General features: G+C 40.0%; 12 protein-coding genes. 8 read left to right on the forward strand and 4 right to left on the reverse strand.

The genetic code is table 11. The features are described from left to right. Positions 1-110: 110 nt before the first annotated feature. Positions 111-1,937 (reverse strand): DNA primase, encoded by a 1,827-nt coding sequence (dnaG, locus tag D9V35_RS06760; RefSeq protein WP_122123877.1) that lies wholly within the window; start codon positions 1,935-1,937, stop codon positions 111-113. 17 nt (positions 1,938-1,954) lie between these two features. Further along, positions 1,955-2,410, reverse strand: coding sequence for a GatB/YqeY domain-containing protein (locus tag D9V35_RS06765; protein ID WP_122124294.1), 456 nt, complete (start codon positions 2,408-2,410; stop codon positions 1,955-1,957). Between the two features lie 146 nt (positions 2,411-2,556). On the opposite strand from D9V35_RS06765, the gene carA reads away from it, so the two are divergent. Both carA and carB read left to right on the forward strand, forming a co-directional pair. Beyond that, entirely contained in the window at positions 2,557-3,948 is a 1,392-nt protein-coding gene (gene carA, locus D9V35_RS06770) for a glutamine-hydrolyzing carbamoyl-phosphate synthase small subunit (protein ID WP_122123878.1), read from the forward strand. Between the two features lie 10 nt (positions 3,949-3,958). Then, positions 3,959-7,207: a carbamoyl-phosphate synthase large subunit gene (gene carB / locus D9V35_RS06775; protein ID WP_122123879.1), complete on the forward strand. Its 3,249-nt coding sequence runs from the start codon at positions 3,959-3,961 to the stop codon at positions 7,205-7,207. Positions 7,208-7,229: 22 nt separating this feature from the next. Here carB and D9V35_RS06780 read toward each other — a convergent pair whose 3' ends face one another. After that, positions 7,230-7,796, reverse strand: a complete 567-nt coding sequence (locus tag D9V35_RS06780; RefSeq protein WP_122123880.1) for a chorismate--pyruvate lyase family protein — start codon at positions 7,794-7,796, stop codon at positions 7,230-7,232. A gap of 144 nt (positions 7,797-7,940) precedes the next feature. On the opposite strand from D9V35_RS06780, the gene greA reads away from it, so the two are divergent. The 3 genes from greA (at position 7,941) to D9V35_RS06795 (ending at position 11,171) form a co-directional block, all read left to right on the forward strand. Beyond that, entirely contained in the window at positions 7,941-8,414 is a 474-nt protein-coding gene (greA, locus tag D9V35_RS06785) for a transcription elongation factor GreA (RefSeq protein ID WP_110438619.1), read from the forward strand. A gap of 18 nt (positions 8,415-8,432) precedes the next feature. Beyond that, a complete protein-coding gene (locus D9V35_RS06790; RefSeq protein WP_122123881.1) occupies positions 8,433-9,635 on the forward strand; it encodes a threonine ammonia-lyase in 1,203 nt (400 codons plus the stop codon). Between the two features lie 360 nt (positions 9,636-9,995). Next, complete coding sequence (locus D9V35_RS06795; protein ID WP_122123882.1) at positions 9,996-11,171, forward strand: MFS transporter; 1,176 nt, start codon at positions 9,996-9,998, stop codon at positions 11,169-11,171. Positions 11,172-11,176: 5 nt separating this feature from the next. Here the strand turns inward: D9V35_RS06795 and msrB are convergent, their stop codons facing one another. Further along, complete coding sequence (gene msrB, locus D9V35_RS06800; RefSeq protein WP_110438365.1) at positions 11,177-11,560, reverse strand: peptide-methionine (R)-S-oxide reductase MsrB; 384 nt, start codon at positions 11,558-11,560, stop codon at positions 11,177-11,179. A gap of 365 nt (positions 11,561-11,925) precedes the next feature. Here msrB and gpmI point away from each other — a divergent pair, with 365 nt between their 5' ends. From gpmI to D9V35_RS06815, 3 genes are all read left to right on the forward strand, one after another. Further along, positions 11,926-13,452: a 2,3-bisphosphoglycerate-independent phosphoglycerate mutase gene (gene gpmI, locus D9V35_RS06805; RefSeq protein ID WP_122123883.1), complete on the forward strand. Its 1,527-nt coding sequence runs from the start codon at positions 11,926-11,928 to the stop codon at positions 13,450-13,452. 318 nt (positions 13,453-13,770) lie between these two features. Then, positions 13,771-14,916 carry a murein hydrolase activator EnvC family protein gene (locus D9V35_RS06810; RefSeq protein ID WP_122123884.1) on the forward strand — a complete coding sequence of 382 codons (1,146 nt, stop codon included), beginning with the start codon at positions 13,771-13,773 and terminating at the stop codon, positions 14,914-14,916. Positions 14,917-15,033: 117 nt separating this feature from the next. Next, positions 15,034-16,593, forward strand: coding sequence for a S41 family peptidase (locus D9V35_RS06815; RefSeq protein ID WP_122123885.1), 1,560 nt, complete (start codon positions 15,034-15,036; stop codon positions 16,591-16,593). Positions 16,594-16,601: the final 8 nt, after the last annotated feature.

Here is a 16,601-nt window from a genome sequence, read left to right on the forward strand (position 1 = left end):
ATAAAGAATTACTAAACAACATTTACAGCCAAATCTAAAGCAACATATATTAGACATGATATCTACGGAAAGATAAATCAAGTCTTTATCATATCCCTAGCTAACAATTATTATAAGAAATCATCCTCCTGTTCATTGTTTGAACCTGTCCTGGCAATTTCAAGGGCTTTTACACGTGCGACAAAAATATTCTGATGCTGTTCATCTGGAGATTCAACCCATGCTTTGCGAGCCAGCTCAACCTGGTTTTCAAGTTCCTGAATATTCAATAACCCATAGAAATGCCACCATTGTTTTTCAATTAAATGTAAATCAAATTTTTGCGATAATTGATCTGAAGAAGAAATAGAAAATTCATCATTAATTGCATTAATTAAATCAGAAAAACCCTCTTTTTCAAGGAAATTTATTCTATCATCTAAGGTCGTTCCTTCAAAAGGAATTCCAACAAAAAATTCTCTTAACTTAATAAATTTTGCAGGCAAGTCTAGCTGACAAAAAGCGGACTCCACAGAAAAAAGAAGTTCTGGATAATGCAGCAAGATAGCGAATAAAATGCAAATCCTTTTATAATCAATCTGTTCCTTATCAATTTTTTGAATCCGATTTGACAAATTTACATCAGTTTTTTTTGCAAATGTTCCATATCGGTCGGCTTTTGGATAGAATTGCTGATAAAAGCGATCCAATAAAATACGGCGATATTCCTTTGACAGAATCTTGTCATCAATATGCTGAGCAATTGAAATTAGCCGCGTTTTCAACGCAGCCCGTTGTTCAGGGGATTTTATATCCACATGAGCCGATACAATCCCGTATATGGCATCACATAAGGATTGTTTTTTAGGAATAAGCCTTAAAAATGCCTCTCCACCCTGATTCTTAACAAAACTGTCAGGATCCTCACCTTCGGGAAGTGTCAAAAAATTCAATGTATGTTCAGAAGTTAAAATCGGTAAAGATTCCTCAGCTGCATGCAACATGGCCTTGTGCCCAGCCCTATCCCCATCAAAACAGAGAACGGGTTCAGAAGTTACACGCCATAACAAACCCATCTGATCTTTTGTCAAAGCCGTACCCAATGGTGCAACCGCTCCATGAAATCCTGCCTGATATAACGCAATGACATCCATGTACCCTTCAACAACGAGAACTGTATTATATAATGGATCCACCTCCTTTCTCACAAAAAGTGATGATAAATGATTTAGCCCAAATAAGGTGCGACGCTTTGAAAATAAAGGGGTTTCCGGACTATTCAAATATTTCGGCTGTCCATCGCCAATAATTCTTCCGCCAAAAGCGATAGGTCGACCCTTACGATCATGAATGGGATAAATTACTCGATTAAAAAATAGCTCCCCACCCCATTCAGTCTCAGATTTTTTTCGTAGAAGTCCAGCCTCTCCAATAAGTTCAAGATCATATCCTTTTTCCTTTAAGAAATGGATAAGACCTCCACGACCATCTCCAGACCATCCCAGTTTAAACGTTTCAAAAGTTTCTTTCAGAATTCCGCGTTCAAGTAGATATTGCTTACCTGCCTTAGCCAAAGGTGTATCTAGTGCCAAACGATAATAATCCTGTGCGGCAAGCATAACATCGTATAAACTATGCTGCTTTTCAATCCTTTGCCTGTCCTGATATGTCTGTTCAGGAATATCCAATCCCGCCAGCGCGGCAAGCTCTTTAATTGCCTCACCAAAGGTTCTTCCCTCACTTTGCATAACAAAGGAAATAACATCACCATGGACACCACATCCATAACAATGAAAATGATCCTCATAAATATAAAATGAAGGTGTTTTCTCCCCATGAAAAGGACAACACGCTTTCCAGAAACGCCCTGAACGAGTAAGTTTTACTTTCCGTCCGATAACGGTATGAATCGGGATACGTTGCCGCAATTCTTCCAGAAATCTTTGATCAAACGCCACAAATCACCCTAAATAAATTAAGAGAGTTTAGCCTTTACCAATCCGTTTACCTTAGAAAAATCAAGAACAGAACCATAATTTTCCTTTAGGTAACCCATAACCTTGCCCATTTCCTTAATAGACGAGGCTCCTGTCTTTTCCACTGCCTCATCTACAACGTCCCGCATTTGATCTTCATTTAGTTGCGCAGGCAAAAACGTTTCAATAATCGTGATTTCCCCCTGTTCCTTTTCAACCAAATCCTGACGATTTGCCTTTTGGTACATTTCCACAGATTCACGACGGGACTTTACCATACTTTTAAGCATTGTGATAATTTCATCTTCGCCAACCTGATCAATGCCCTTTGGACGAGCATTAATATCCAGATCCTTCAATTTGGCCCCAATCATCCGTAACGTGGCGACTTTGCCTGCCTCTTTAGCCTTCATGGCGGTTTTCAATTCTTCTTTAAAACGTTCACGCAAACTCATTTTTTTCTCCATTCTTAAAGTATAGCATTTTTTGATAAGGAAAAAAATTCCCATCATATTTATTTACATTCAGTGCTGGGATTTTTTTTCCCAATCCTATATACATATATTAATAATTATATTCGTCCAACATAAGGTCTAGGGACATGACAGATATTGACACAGTTATTTCCAAGCTCGGCGGTATTGAAAAGGCGGCCAAGATTGCCAGAGTCTCTACCGAAGCAATTCGCAAATGGAAGCAGGCTCATGCCATTCCTTCTAAACACTGGGCTACAATAATACAAGCAACAGGATTAACTTTAAAAGATTTGCAACCTGAAAAAAATAATTATGACGATAATTCTATCAGCTTAAAGACCCAACGCCCATCAAAAGCAAATGCCATCCTTTTACTGGAGGATGGAACCGTCTTGTGGGGAATGGGATTTGGTGCCCATTCTTCAAAAAACAACCTTGCCCTTGGAGAAATCTGCTTTTCTACCGGAATGACGGGATATCAAGAAACCCTCACAGATCCATCTTTTGCTGGCCAGCTTATTACCTTTACCTTTCCACACATTGGAAATGTAGGTACTAACGACGATGATAACGAGGCAGATACAATTGTTGCAAAAGGACTGATCATCAAAGAAAAAATTACTGAACCTTCCAACTGGAGATCGACCAGTCATTTAAACAGCTGGCTTAAAAAGCAAAATGTGACAGGAATTTATGGAATTGACACTCGTGCCCTTACCCTCCTTATCCGTGAAAAAGGCCCACAGAATGCTTTGATCTTCTGGCCTGAAGACGGAAATTTTGATCTGGAATTTTTACGGAAAGAAATTAAAAGATGGCCTGGATTAAAGGGAATGGATCTCGCAAAAGAGGTTACTTGTCCAAAATCCCATTCCTGGAAAAAAGATGTCTGGTGCTGGAAAAGCGATAAAAAAAATCAAAACAAGCCTGCCTATAAAGTCGTGGCCATTGATTACGGTGCAAAATATAATATTTTTCGTAATCTTGTCAATGTCGGATGTGACCTTGTCGTTGTTCCCGCTACAGTATCAACTGAGGAAATATTGAGCTATAGCCCTGATGGTGTTTTCCTTTCGAATGGGCCTGCAGACCCAGCGGCAACAGCTCATTATACAGTTCCAGTTTTAAGGGAGTTGCTAAAAAGAAATATTCCAATTTTCGGAATTTGTCTTGGCCATCAGCTTTTGGCTCATGCCTTGGGCGGTAAAACTTACAAACTGGATCAGGGACATCGCGGGGCAAATCAACCTGTTAAAGATTTAAAGACGGGCAAGGTTGAAATTACCAGCCAAAATCACGGTTTTGCTGTTGATCCCAAAAGCTTACCCGATACCGTACACGAAACGCATATCAATTTGTTCGACCATTCCAACGAAGGGATTGCCTCAAAGATTTATCCGGCCTTTTCCGTACAATATCATCCAGAAGCAAGCCCCGGCCCAACCGATAGCCATTATCTTTTCAAACGCTTTGTTGAATTGATGGATCAGCATTCCTCTTCCCATAAAAGATCATAGAGTAACCAATATGCCTAAAAGAACTGATATATCTTCAATCATGATTATTGGTGCTGGTCCAATTGTTATTGGCCAGGCCTGCGAATTCGACTATTCGGGTGCCCAAGCCTGTAAGGCCCTGAAGGAAGAAGGGTATCGCGTAATTTTATTGAATTCGAATCCCGCGACAATCATGACAGATCCTGATATGGCTGATGCAACCTATATCGAGCCAATTACTCCTGAAACGGTAGAACGCATTATTCTGAAAGAAAAACCCGATGCCATTTTACCAACCATGGGGGGACAGACAGCTTTAAATACCGCCATTTCCCTTGCAAAATCAGGTTTTCTAGAAAAAAATAATGTTGAGCTGATTGGCGCAAAAGCCGATGTTATCGACCGGGCGGAAGATCGTTTGAAATTTCGTGAGACCATGGATGCCATTGGTATTGAAAGCCCTCGCAGCGCCATTGCTCATTCTATGGAAGAGGCAAGAGAATCCTTAAAGAAAATTGGATTACCTGTGGTCATCCGCCCCTCTTTTACTCTGGGTGGTTCTGGGGGCGGTATTGCATACAACACGGATGAATTTGAAAATATTATCAGTGCAGGTTTGGATGCCTCTCCAACAACAGAAGTCCTGATTGAGGAAAGTATTGTTGGATGGAAAGAATATGAAATGGAGGTGGTCCGTGATAAGGCGGATAACTGTATCATCATCTGTTCCATCGAAAATATTGACCCCATGGGAATTCATACCGGGGATTCAATCACCGTCGCACCGGCACTGACTCTCACCGATAAAGAATATCAACGCATGCGGGATGCCTCGATTGCATGCCTGAGAGCGATTGGGGTTGATACAGGTGGATCAAATGTTCAGTTCGGTCTGAATCCAAAAAATGGACGTATGGTCATTATTGAAATGAATCCCCGGGTTTCGCGTTCATCCGCTCTGGCTTCAAAAGCCACCGGTTTTCCCATCGCCAAAATTGCGGCCAAATTGGCGGTAGGTTACACCCTTGACGAACTCAAAAACGATATTACCAAAACAACACCTGCTTCTTTTGAGCCAACCATTGATTATATTGTAGTTAAGATTCCCCGCTTTACCTTTGAAAAATTTCCTGGTACCCCTGCCCTGCTCAATACAAGCATGAAATCTGTTGGTGAGGCGATGGCTATCGGACGTAGCTTCCCGGAAGCACTTCAAAAAGGTCTGCGTTCTATGGAAATCGGCTTGACGGGACTTAATCCGGTAACCATTCCGGGAGATGGTGACGAAGATTCTTTCCGTGCAGCTCTTTCCCAACCAAGACCCAATCGAATTCTAGTGGCCGCTCAAGCCATCCGTGCGGGAATCTCACTGGAAAATATCCATGAAGCCTGCCATTTTGATCCATGGTTTTTACAACAACTTCAACAGATTATTCTTGTTGAAAATAAGATCGAGAAAAACGGATTGCCCTCTGACCCATTTGAACTAAGAAATATCAAGGCTATGGGATTTTCTGACAAACAGCTTGCAGAATTGACACAAAAGTCAGAAAAGGAAATCGCGCAATATCGTCAAAAACTCAACGTTAATCCAATTTACAGACGAATTGACACCTGCGCGGGTGAATTTGCCTCTTCCACTTCTTATATGTACTCAACCTATGAGGGTGGTTTTAATACACCAATTTGCGAGAGCCATCCAACTGATCGTGAAAAAATCGTCATTTTGGGGGGTGGCCCCAACCGTATTGGACAGGGCATTGAGTTTGATTATTGCTGTGTTCATGCTTCATATGCTTTAAGGGAAGCGGGATATGAAACCATTATGGTCAATTGCAACCCTGAAACTGTCTCAACCGATTATGACACGTCTGACCGTCTTTATTTTGAACCTCTAACGGCAGAAGATGTCATTGCGCTTATTCGTCGCGAACAGGAAAAAGGGGTCTTAAAGGGATGTATCGTGCAATATGGTGGACAAACGCCACTTAAACTTTCCAAAGCACTGGAAGAAGCTAACATCCCCCTATTGGGTACTCCAGCGGATGCTATTGATCTTGCAGAAGATCGGGAACGTTTTCAGGCCCTGTTACAAAAACTTGGTTTACGGCAACCGTCAAATGGAATTGCTCATAATGCCGAAGATGCCGAAATAATTGCGGAAAAAATCGGTTATCCAGTGGTTATTCGCCCCTCATATGTGCTGGGCGGACGAGCCATGGAAATTGTCCATGATAGAAATAGTCTGCATCGTTATCTGAATGAGGTTCTTTCCTCTGCTGGTGTCGATGTATCTTCCGGCCCATTATTGATTGACCAATATCTTAATGATGCCATTGAAACCGATGTAGACTGTCTGGCCGATGGAGAGGATGTCTACGTCGCCGGTGTAATGGAACATATCGAGCAAGCCGGCATTCATTCTGGTGACAGTGCCTGCTCTATTCCACCTTACACCCTTTCACCCGCCCTGGTAACAGAATTGCAGGCACAAACCACAACCCTGGCAAAAGCTTTGGGGATTGTTGGATTGATGAATGTACAATATGCAATCAAGAATAATGAAATATTCATATTGGAAGTCAATCCACGCGCCTCAAGAACTGTTCCATTTGTTGCAAAGGCAACCGGGGTACCCATTGCCAAGATTGGGGCAAGAATCATGGCCGGGGAAAAATTGAGATCCTTTTCGTTAAAACAGCGTTCTGTTAGAGGTCATGTCGCCGTTAAAGAAGCGGTGTTCCCCTTTGCGCGGTTTCCCAATGTAGATATCATTCTCGGCCCTGAAATGCGATCTACAGGTGAAGTCATGGGTATTGACACGTCATTTGAACGTGCCTTTGCAAAATCTCAATTGGGTGCCGGCGTAACCTTACCCTTAACAGGTAATGTTTTCCTTTCGGTACGTCATAGTGATCGACCCTCTCTATTGCCTCTGGGCAGAAAACTGACAGAAATGGGATTTAAAATTCTGGCCACACGTGGAACAGCCGAAACCTTAAAAAATGCTGGTATTGAAGCCAAGGTGGTTAATAAAGTATTGGAGGGTCGTCCACACTGTGTCGACGCGATCCTTTCCGGAGAAGTCCAGCTAATTATCAATACTGTTCAGGGTGCACAGGCAACCGCCGATAGTTTCGACATACGCCATTCCGCGCTGACCCATAATATACCCCACTATACAACTATGGCAGGTGCCGCCGCCGCCGTCCATGCCATTGCAGCTTTGCATGAAGGCAAACTGGACGTGGCCCCGCTGCAATCTTATTTTAATCATTAAAATTCTAAGGTTATTTTCTTAACTAAAGCAGGTGATTATTATAAACCTGCTTTTTTTTATTAACTATATGTTTCCATAAATCCGGTAAAAATACTTCTTGCACAAGTACTGATTGACTGGAACAAATGAATACCGATCTTCTTGCCCATAAATCAACATGGCGATAATCTATTGGCAAGAATTCTCTAGGATATTTTGTTATTTCAATTTTTGATCTTTCAAAAAGATCTTTTTGAAATAATATAGATCCGAGCGGTTTATTGCCAATTGCCTGAAAAAGGTTTTCCCTGCAATCCTCCCCTTTGGACAGGATAATGCTACGGGCATATACCCAGGCTTGACCTTGTCCCTCCAAAACAACCTGCCTGACCTGTTTCAGACTTGGATAACCAACCTCTAATATCCCGCATTCATCTTCCCTGATTTTTTGTTTTTGTTCAGACAGACGCTTTAATGAAAATTGATTTTGACTTAAACGAATTAACCGTTTTGTCAAAGATTCCGAATTAAACAGCCATTCATCTTCATGTTTTGAAAGACGGGATTTCCATCGGGAGTGATCTGCCCAGCATAACTTTTTATGATACATGAAATCAAATATAGAGATTGAGAATTGATTTAGAAATAAAATAATGTAATATGCTACAAAAATTTTCTTTATAGAAAAATATGTTTATAATAACAATTGTATTTATATAATATTCTTAATTTGTTTCTTAAAGGACATTCAACTTTGCAAAAATTTCCAATGACGGCTCAAGGGCTACGACGTCTGGAAGAAGAGCTACGCAGACTTAAAGATAAAGAAAGGCCAGAAATTATACGTGCGATCGCTGAGGCACGCAGTCATGGCGACCTTTCTGAAAATGCAGAATATGAAGCGGCGCGTGAACGCCAGTCTTTTACTGAAGGACGCATACTGGAACTTGAACAGATAATTTCATCGGCTCAGGTTATCGATCCATCAAGCCTATCAGGAAACACTGTTAAATTTGGCGCAAAAGTTGTTTTGATTGATGAAGAAACAGAAAAAGAGTCCACCTTTCAAATTGTTGGACTTCATGAAGCCGATATCAAATTAGGTCTATTGTCAATTTCATCCCCTTTGGCCAAGGCTCTGATCGGTAAGGAAAAAGGAGCAACGATCTCTGTCCCTGCACCTGGGGGAGATCGATCTTATGAAATCCTTGATGTTATCTACGCTTAACCCCTGATTTATACTATTATGATTTCAATTAACGACGTCCATGATGCGGCGCAACGGATAAATAAAAATATTATCCGCACTCCTACCCTGTTTTGTCAGTCCCTGTCAAAAAGAGTAAATGCAGATATCACCTTGAAACTTGAAAATCTTCAAGCCGTTGGCTCTTTCAAGGAACGTGGCGCTGCCAACCGACTTGCCCTGCTGACTGAAGAGGAAAAAAAACGGGGGGTTATCACCGTTTCAGCCGGCAACCATGCCCAAGGCGTTGCACGCCATGCACAATTATTAGGCATTGATGCGATTATTGTCATGCCGAAATTCACACCTGTGACAAAAATCAACCGAACTGCGGCCTGGGGTGCCAAGATTGTTTTGGAAGGTGAAGATTTTACCGAGGCCACCCAATATGCCAATCAACTCGCCAAGGAAGATGGACGTGTTTTCATTCATCCTTATGATGATCCCGCAGTCATGGCTGGACAGGGAACATTGGCATTGGAAATTTTCGAGGATACAAAATCAGATCTTGATTACCTGATTGTTCCCGTTGGCGGGGGTGGACTGATTTCAGGATGTGCTGTTGTAGCTGCCGCTTTAAGACCCTACACAAAAATAATTGGTGTTCAAAGCGATCGTTATTTTTCATATTCCTTTGCCACCCATAAAGCGTTAAAACCGCCTGGCGGTGCAACCATTGCGGAAGGTATAGCCGTTCGCAAACTAGGTTTTTATCCTTTTGAAGTCATAGAAAAATATGTGGAAGATATCGTTTCCGTCCCAGAGGAGGCCATTGAGGATTCTATAACCCTTGTAGCGGAACATGCCAAGCAAATTACCGAAGGAGCGGGGGCAAGTGGTCTGGCTGCCATTCTAACTTATCCAGAACGGTTCAAGGGTAAAAATATTGCCTTTCCCATCAGCGGGGGAAATATTGATACACGTATATTGGCCAACACCCTACTTCGAACCCTCCTACGGGAAGGAAGACTATTACGTCTAAGATTCTCAATTCCTGATCGTCCAGGTGTATTGGCTGACATTTCCCACATTATTGGAACTGAAAAGGGTGGAAATATCATAGAGGTATCACATCAACGGTTATTCTCGACCTCAAGCGTTCAATCGGCCATTCTCGAAATTATGGCGGAAGCACGCAGTGCAGAACATGCAGAGGAAATTATACAAAGTCTTCGAGAAAAATATACTGTCGAAAGAATTTAGTCTGAATTGATTGAATACGGATATATTTCAACCAATTCGTATTCAATCACCTTAATTAATTCAATGATTTTAAATCCTGTATAAACATTTATTTTAAAATTTATTTAAAGCTGTTGAATTAAACATTCAAAAATATTTTTTGATAAATTCATAGTCATATTTAAACTTTTATATAAAAAATTAATACTATTAATTATAACACTTTTAAATTACTTTTATTATTCATCAAATTATTTATAAAATATTGAGTATTCACCAAATAAAGTAATTTTAAACTTAATTATTTCTTTTAAGCTGCTTTTTAAAGAAAATAAATCATATATAATCAATTCTTCATAACAATGACAATTTCAAGATTTTATGCCACTTTATTTTCTTAATCTGTTTAATTTTCTTGTAGCCGATGTTCGGGACGGTTTAGGACCTTTCCTAGGTGTGTTTCTGCAGCAAAATCATTGGCAAGTTAATAAAATCGGTTTTGTCATGACATTGGCTGGGTTAACCAGCATAATCATCACCACACCCGTAAGTATGCTGATTGATCATATTCGTTACAAAAAAAATATAGGTATTATTGCCACAATCAGTATCATTATCGGCTGCTATTTTATCTATCATTATCCCAATTTGCCAATGACAATCATTTCTCAAATGTTAATTGCCATTGCCGGAGCAACCCTTATTTCAGCAACAGTCAGCATAACAATGGGATTGGTGGGACCCGATCTCTTTGATAAACAAATTGGGTATAATGAATCATTTAACCATGCAGGAAATGCTTGTGCAGCCCTTATAGCCGGAATAGCAAGTTATTATTTTGGATTAAAGGCTATTTTTATTTTAATGAGCTGTTCAGCATTCCTGGCTATTACAGCCCTTGCATTAATCCCATCCAGACAAATTGACAATAAAATTGCACGGGGATTAAATGTCAACCAAACCAGTCCCCAACCCTTTTTCAAACTCTTAAAAAATAAAAAACTTTTTATTCTTGCTGTTACGATCGGTTTGTTCCATCTTGCCAATGCAGCGATGCTTCCACTTTTAAGTCAATCAATGGTTGCAAAAAATATTATCAATAAACCAGGATCCTATACCGCCATGACGATCATAATTGCTCAGACAACAATGATCCCAATGGCCATTTTTGCCGCGTTTTTTGCAAAACGGCATGAATATAGAATTCTGCTTGTTTTAGCCCTTGTTGCACTACCTGCAAGAGGATTACTGATTGGAACAATTCAACATCCCCTTGTTTTGCTTCCTGCCGAAATTCTTGACGGTGTTGGTGCTGGTCTGATCGGTGTTGCCATCCCTGGAATCGTTGCCAAGATAATGCAAGGATCAGGACGATTTAATACGGGACTAGGCATTATCTTCACATGTCAGGGATTATGCGCATCATGCAGTCATTATCTTGCAGGAACAATAGCAAAATACCATGGTTATGATCAGGCTTTTCTCACGCTTTCACTGATTGCCCTTTGTGCCCTGGTTTTCTGGTTGGTTTTTACTAAAGACGTATCTTTTGGCTAAATGAACTATTTTATTTGTCTTTCAAAATTGAGTGCAATCCCGTTGATACAATACCTTTCCCCATTTGGCGCAGGTCCATCCTGAAACAAATGACCCAAATGTGCCTTACATCTGGCACAATGAACCTCAATCCTTTTCATATGATGACTTGTATCTACTTCCGTTTCGATCGCACCATTTATTACAGAAAAAAAAGATGGCCAGCCACAACCACTTTCAAATTTCATATTTGCCTTGAACAGGGGTGCATGACAGGCAATACATTGATACACCCCTTCTCTCCATTCATAATTCAAAGGACTGCTGCCGGGTGCTTCAGTACCATGATCTCTGATAACGTGTAATTGCTCTGGAGTTAGATTCATCATCCATGAATTCTCTTTTTTCATTTTTAAAACCTTTATATTTTTAATTTTTATAAAAAAATCTATTATTTACAAATTATTTCAATAATAATAAATAATTTTAATTTATTTAAACAATTATACTTATATTTATTAATTATTTTTATATAATTTCGTTAAAATTACTGATATTATTTCAAGCATTAAATAAATATCCCCATGAAATCAGATTATGAATCATAATATTATGATTTTCCAAAATATGGTTAGTTTATAAGATCATAGTCAATCATTGATAAAATTTAAATTCTGGTTGCATTCATTTATCTACTTAACTAACTTTTAATTATATAACGTTCATCAAAAACAAAAATTAAAACGATCCATGAACAAATAAACAGGACATAAAAATGACTCAAAAAAAATATCGCCCCGTTATGCTGACAATCCTTGACGGATTTGGGTATAACCCAAATAAAAAAGATAATGCTATTGCCAATGCCAGCATTCCCAATATTGATGCACTTTTTAAAAATTCTCCACATGCTCTTCTTGATGCAAGTAATGAAGATGTTGGATTGCCTCATGGACAAATGGGAAATTCTGAAGTCGGACATATGAATATCGGCGCTGGCCGTGTCATTATGCAAGAACTTCCAAAAATTACCCATGCCATTAAAACTGGAGACATTCTGAAAAAACCATTGTTTAAGGATTTTGTTGAAACCCTGAAGAAAAATGGCAAGACTTGCCATTTACTCGGACTTTTCTCACCAGGAGGCGTGCACGCCCATCAGGAACATGCCATTGGTCTGGCCAAGGCCTTACACGATTATGGCATTAAAGTTGCACTACATGTCTTTACTGATGGACGTGACACTCCTCCTGAATCTGCGAGGGGCTATATTGAGACGGCTTTAAATGAACTACCAAAGGATGTAAAGATTGCCACTGTTTCAGGACGTTATTATGCAATGGATCGTGATAAACGTTGGGATCGTGTTGAAAAAGCCTATGATGTTATTGTAGAGGGCAAGGGTCCTCACAAAACGGATGCGTTTGCTGCAATCTCTGAATCATATAATCAAAAAGTTACCGATGAATTCATCGTGCCAACAGTTATTGGTGATTATAAGGGAATGGAGGATCAAGATGCCGTTTTATCCTTTAATTTCAGAGCTGATCGTATCCGTCAGTTAATGGATGCGTTATTGGAACCTGATTTTACAGGTTTTAAACGTACCAAAACCGTCCAATTTTCTAAAGTGTTGGGGATGACACAATATAGCGATACATTAATCAAGAAAATGGGCGTGTTATTCCCACCAGAAACATTAACCAATGTTCTGGGTGAAATCGTTTCCAACGCTGGATTGAAACAGCTCAGGGCTGCGGAAACGGAAAAATATCCTCATGTCACTTATTTCTTGAATGGTGGTCGTGAAGACCCCTTCCCTGGCGAAGATCGTATTCTGGTCAACTCTCCAAAAGTTGCAACTTATGACCTTCAACCTGAAATGTCGGCACCCGAATTAACTGAAAAAGTTGTAAATGCCATCAATAGTGAAAAATATGACCTGATCGTTGTCAATTTCGCAAATCCTGACATGGTGGGTCATACAGGTAAGATTGATGCTGCCATTAAAGCGGTTGAAGCGGTTGACAAAGCTATAGGAAAAATTGTTCCAGCCATCAGGAAACAACATGGAGCCCTAATTATTACGGCTGACCATGGAAACTGTGAAATGATGGTTGATGAAAAAACTGGTGAACCTCATACTCAACATACGCTTGACAGAGTTCCCGTTATCCTTGACGGTGTTGAAAATGTTCAACTGCATGACGGTCGTTTGGCAGATCTGGCACCAACGATTTTAAAATTGATGAATTTACCACAGCCCAAGGAAATGACAGGTAAAGTGCTGATCAAAGAATAAAATATTTATCAACCGAGTTTTGCATGTCATTAACGAACCTTTAGAATAATTCATTCTAAAGGTTTTTTATGATCTTCATTTTATCACTGTAAAATTTTAATATATCAATGATTGAATATTTTTACATAAATTGAATTTATCGAGGCCGTTCTGAAACTCTGTCATTTATCTTCATTTTTTAAATTTCATGTTTTTATATTTATAATCCAGATAAGTATTTACCTTACCGGATTACCCCATCATGCCTGTGCTCAACAGCAAAAGCAAACGAGATTACAGGAAATTCTGAATAAAAGCGAACAAACACAAAAAAAACTTTTGAAAGAAAAAGAAAAAATAAATTCAAATTTGGAAACTATTCAAAAAGAAAAACAACGTGCAATTTTAAAAGCCCGGCAAGATAAAAAGCGAACGCATCAAATCAATAACAATATGGTTCAGGCAACTGAAAAACTACAGACAACCGAAACCCGAATTCAGGAAATTAACAAGGAAATAATAAATCTGAAATCTAAGATTGTAACCTTGAATATACAGTTGCAAAACGAATCAAAAAATTTTTCAAAATTCCTCCCCTTAATTGAACGGTTATCCCTATATCCCTCAGATACATTACTCGCGGCACCCTCGCCATCCTTCCATACAACAATAGGTTTGTCCATCATACAGAACCTATCCAAGCAGCTGGAAAATCAGGCAAAAGTTCTTAAGCAACATAAAGAGGAAATCAATCAGCTACAAAATCAATTTACAATTCAGATCACGAATCTTGCCCAACTTCACAAAAAACAGGAAAATGAACAAAATCAATTAACCAAGGCTTTAAAGCAGGCCCGCATCACTCAACAGGAATCTTCCAAAATGGTTTTTGAGATTTCCCAGAATGCCGCTAATGCAGCTCAGAAGGCGCAAAGTCTTAATGATGCAATTCGACAGATCAATCTAACAAAAATCAGGGCACAACGCGCTTTAAAAGCTGAAATTATCCGCGCGCAAAGAGCACATAATATGGCACGATTGCAGAAAGCACGGAAAGAGTCAGCCATGATCTCATCAGCCAACAACGGTCCTGGTCTCAACTCAAGAACCACATCCAAGGCCAATGCACCCGTCATCGGACCCATTGTCTCATTATGGGGAAGTAAAACAGAAACTGGTCCAGCGCAGGGAATTACCTATGCCCCCCAATCTCAAGCAACAGTCCGTTCCCCTTGCAGCGGATTAATCGAGTTCGCTGGACCTTTTAGAGGGTATGGGCACATGATCATTCTGAATTGTGGAAAAAGCTACCGGTTCGTGTTGGCTGGTATGGATAGTTTATCCGTAGCCATTGGACAATCGATTCAAAAAGGGATTATGATCGGTCAAATGCCGGCCTGGTCAGGCGGAAAAACCGGACGTCCCACCCTTTTTGTGCAATTACGAAGGGGCGAGAGAGCAATCAATCCATCTCCTTTTTTATAAGATAATTTCGTTTAATTTTATAATGGTAAAGATATTTCTTAACATATAACATGATTTTAATTATAAAAGACAGGTTAACATTTCCACTTTAGGATCAAGTATTAGGAGAAAATCAGCATGAAGTTCCGTACAGGATTATTGCTAGGTACGACACTTTTTATCGCTGGCATTGGATTGGGACCACAGATTCAAAATTGGATACGGTCGGATAACCAACTGACCATTCAAGCATTGGCCGAAGATGTAAAAAAAGATCAGGTACAAAATAACAGTGCTGAAACCTATCGCTTACTCACCTTATTTGGAGATGTGTTTGAACGCGTTAGAGCCGGCTATGTTGAGCCTGTTGCGGACAAGGACTTGATCACCAATGCGTTGAATGGAATGTTGACAGGACTTGATCCCCACAGTTCATATATGACGGAAAAACAATTTGCCAACATGCAGATTCAAACCAAAGGTGAATTTGGTGGCCTTGGCTTGGAGGTACAAGAAGATGAGGGGCATATTAAGGTAGTTTCACCAATTGATGGAACACCTGCCGCACGGGCCGGTATAAAACCCGGGGATTATATCATTGCGATTGATGGCAAAAATATTGACGGAATGACCCTTAATGCAGCCGTCGATAAAATGCGTGGCAAACCTAAAACACAAATCACCCTGACTTTGATCCGTCTGAAAGAACCGAAACCTATTAAAGTAACCCTGATCCGTGAAATCATTCACATTCAAGTAATAAAGTCAGCTCTTTATGATCGTATAGGCTATATTCGAATTTCTCAGTTTAACGAAGAAACAGAGAAAAATATGCGTCAGGCCTTTGATAAACTACAAAAAGAAAGCAACCACAAACTTGCAGGTCTGGTCATTGACCTTCGTAATGATCCAGGCGGACTACTTGATCAGGCTATTTCTGTCAGCCGGGATTTCATAAAGGAAGGTGCCATTGTTTCAACCAAAGCACGCAATCCTAAGGATAATCAAAGATGGAATGCCAAGGGGAAAGATATTACCAATGGATTGCCTATTGTCGTTCTTATTAATGGAGGTTCGGCATCGGCAAGTGAAATCGTGTCTGGAGCCTTGCAAGATCATCATCGTGCTGTGCTCGTAGGGGAAAAAACCTTTGGTAAGGGATCTGTTCAATCTGTCATGCCTATTCCTGGAAATGGTGCAATCCGCCTAACGATAGCGCGATATTACACACCATCTGGCCGTTCAATCCAGGGGTTGGGTATCAGCCCCGATATCAAGGTGCAAGATAGTTACGATGCACCAGAATTTAGCATTCGTGAAGCTGACCTAAATCATATTATCAAAAATGAAGGCGGAAACCAAACCAAAGCTCCCATCAGAAATGATCTACCTGCAATTGCCAAATCAATACCGGCCCAGCCTCCTAAAGATTGGGCAAAATTTGATTATACGAACCCCTCAACTGATTTCCAGCTACAACAGGGTCTAAAAGTTGTAAGATCCATGGCCGGATTATCCAATGATAAGCCTTTTCCTATCCCATTAAAAAAATCGGCCTCTTTAGACAGTAAGGGTAAAAACACCGTTCAGCAAAAACCTTCCAACGATAACAAAGCCAATTCTTCAAAACAAGAACAAAAGCAGCCCAATCATCAGGACAAGTCTGTTCCTGATCATCCTGCTATCCATTCCAAATAAGGATTTTA

The organism is Commensalibacter melissae, from assembly GCF_003691365.1.
GTDB lineage: Bacteria > Pseudomonadota > Alphaproteobacteria > Acetobacterales > Acetobacteraceae > Commensalibacter > Commensalibacter melissae.

Coding starts and splice junctions, on each gene's coding strand:
- D9V35_RS06765 (WP_122124294.1), bottom strand. CDS start 2,410: ATGAGTTTGCGTGAACGTTTTAAAGAAGAATTGAAAACCGCCATGAAG.
- carA (WP_122123878.1), top strand. CDS start 2,557: ATGACAGATATTGACACAGTTATTTCCAAGCTCGGCGGTATTGAAAAG.
- carB (WP_122123879.1), top strand. CDS start 3,959: ATGCCTAAAAGAACTGATATATCTTCAATCATGATTATTGGTGCTGGT.
- D9V35_RS06780 (WP_122123880.1), bottom strand. CDS start 7,796: ATGTATCATAAAAAGTTATGCTGGGCAGATCACTCCCGATGGAAATCC.
- D9V35_RS06790 (WP_122123881.1), top strand. CDS start 8,433: ATGATTTCAATTAACGACGTCCATGATGCGGCGCAACGGATAAATAAA.
- D9V35_RS06795 (WP_122123882.1), top strand. CDS start 9,996: ATGCCACTTTATTTTCTTAATCTGTTTAATTTTCTTGTAGCCGATGTT.
- msrB (WP_110438365.1), bottom strand. CDS start 11,560: ATGAAAAAAGAGAATTCATGGATGATGAATCTAACTCCAGAGCAATTA.
- gpmI (WP_122123883.1), top strand. CDS start 11,926: ATGACTCAAAAAAAATATCGCCCCGTTATGCTGACAATCCTTGACGGA.
- D9V35_RS06815 (WP_122123885.1), top strand. CDS start 15,034: ATGAAGTTCCGTACAGGATTATTGCTAGGTACGACACTTTTTATCGCT.